We start from the raw sequence: 2,159 nt of genomic DNA on the forward strand, positions 1-2,159 counted from the left end.
TGTAACGTATGAACTTTCTAAAAAAGCTAAATTTTATCCTGAAATAACTCCTTCTGCAGCTCTTGGAATAACACTTGCATGGACTTTGATGAATTTCAGGGTAATTTTCCTGAGTTATGTAATTAATCCTGATATAGTAGTAAATATATCAATACCACTAATAATAGTATCAATTTTATACATAATATTTATATACATAAAATACAGAAAAGAATTTTTTATAAAAAAAGAGGAAAAGAACACTTTACAAATAAATAATCCTTTTGAAATTTCATCAGCACTTCAATTTGCATTTATTTATGCAGTAATTTTACTATCTGTAAAGGCACTTGATTTTTACTTTGGTTCAAAAGGTGTATATTTGGCAAGTTTTATTTCTGGGGTAATTGATGTTGATGCAATAACTATATCCTTGTCTAAATTGGCTAAAACAGAAAATATAAAAGATGTATATATAAATGGTATTCTTTTAGCAGCTGTATCAAATAGTTTCTTTAAATTCATATACGCTGTTATTTTCGGAAATAGTAAATTAAAAAAAGATGTATTTATACTATTTGTAATTATAACTATAGTTTGTGGTATTTATATCTTAATTTAATGATAAAATAGTATTTTTAAATAAATTTTTGGGGCAATATTGAATGGATGAAAAAATCCTTTCTGCACATGGATTAAACTTAGAAGAATATAAAAGGATAGTTGAATTAATTGGAAGAGAGCCAAATGAAGCAGAGCTTGGAATTTTTGGCGCTTTATGGAGTGAGCACTGTTCATATAAATCTTCAAAACCTTTTTTAAAAGTATTTCCAACTGAAGCTCCCTGGGTTTTACAGGGACCCGGTGAAAATGCTGGCGTTGTTGAAATAGATGATAAATACGCAGTTGCTTTTAAAGTGGAAAGTCATAATCATCCATCATATATAGAGCCTTTTCACGGTGCAGCTACAGGAGTTGGAGGGATAATCAGAGACATACTTTCTATGGGGGCAAGACCTGTATGTGCCTTTGACAGTTTACGATTTGGAGACCCAAGAAATGATGGAAAAAGAAAAAACATAAAAGATGCAAAACCTATAGCTCAAGGAGTAGTTAAAGGGATTGGGTTTTATGGAAACTGCATTGGAGTTCCTACAATAGGCGGTGAAACTGTATTTGACGAAGTATACGCAGGAAACCCTCTGGTAAATGCTTTTTGTCTTGGAATATTAGAAAAAGACAAAATGTTTAGAGCAAGAGCAACGAAAATAGGACAAAAAATGGTAATGGTTGGCTCTGCCACTGGTAGAGATGGAATTCACGGAGCTACAATGGCATCTGCAGAATTTTCGGAAGAAACAGAAGACAAAAGACCTAATGTTCAGATAGGAGACCCATTTTTTGGTAAAAGATTAATTGAATGCACATTAGAAGTAATGCAAAAAGGTTTAATTGAGGGATGTCAGGATTTTGGAGCTGCCGGGCTTGCAGGTTCAACATCAGAGTTTGGTTCAAAGTCTGGAATGGGAGTAAGGGTTTATCTTGAAAATGTTCCTTTAAGGGAAGAAGGTATGACTCCTTATGAGATACTGCTCTCTGAAAGTCAGGAAAGAATGCTTTATGCGGTTGATGAGGATAAAGTAGAAGAAGTTATCAAAATAGCAAAATCTTATGGTCTTGAAGCTGCAGAAGTTGGAGAAACCACAGATACAAAAAGAATGGAAGTTTTTTATAAAGGCGAAAAAATAGTAGATTTACCTATATCAGCGATTGTTGATGATGCTCCTGTTTACAATAGACCAAGAAAAGAGCCACAGTATTTAAAAGAAACGAAATCATTTAATCAAAATCAGCTGCCGGAAGTAGATTTAAAAGAAGCTATAAAAAAGGTTTTATCTTCACCTACAATTGCCAAAAAAGACTGGATTTATAGACAATACGACCAGGAAGTAGGTATAAACACAGTAGTAAAACCGGGAAGTGATGCTGCAATTTTAAGAATAAAATGGGCTGTTAAGCCAGAAATAAACAGTGAAAAAGCTGTTGCTGTATCTTCCGACGGAAATGGAAGATGGGTTTATTTAAACCCTTATGAAGGTGGTAAAAGGGTTGTAGCAGAGGCTGTTAGAAATGTTTATGTATCAGGAGCTAAACCTCTTGCAATTACAGATTGTCTAAAC

Annotated in this window: 2 protein-coding genes; both read left to right on the forward strand. The window is 33.3% G+C overall.

Features of this window, described 5'->3' with window-relative positions; all coding sequences use genetic code 11:
- Positions 1–601, forward strand: a 601-nt coding sequence (locus HG1285_RS03905; protein WP_008288770.1) for a DUF4010 domain-containing protein, incomplete at its 5' end; no start/stop codon positions are given.
- A gap of 43 nt (positions 602–644) precedes the next feature.
- A partial coding sequence (gene purL / locus HG1285_RS03900) for a phosphoribosylformylglycinamidine synthase subunit PurL (protein WP_008288771.1) occupies positions 645–2,159 on the forward strand: 1,515 nt, incomplete at its 3' end.

It is taken from the genome of Hydrogenivirga sp. 128-5-R1-1 (assembly GCF_000171895.1).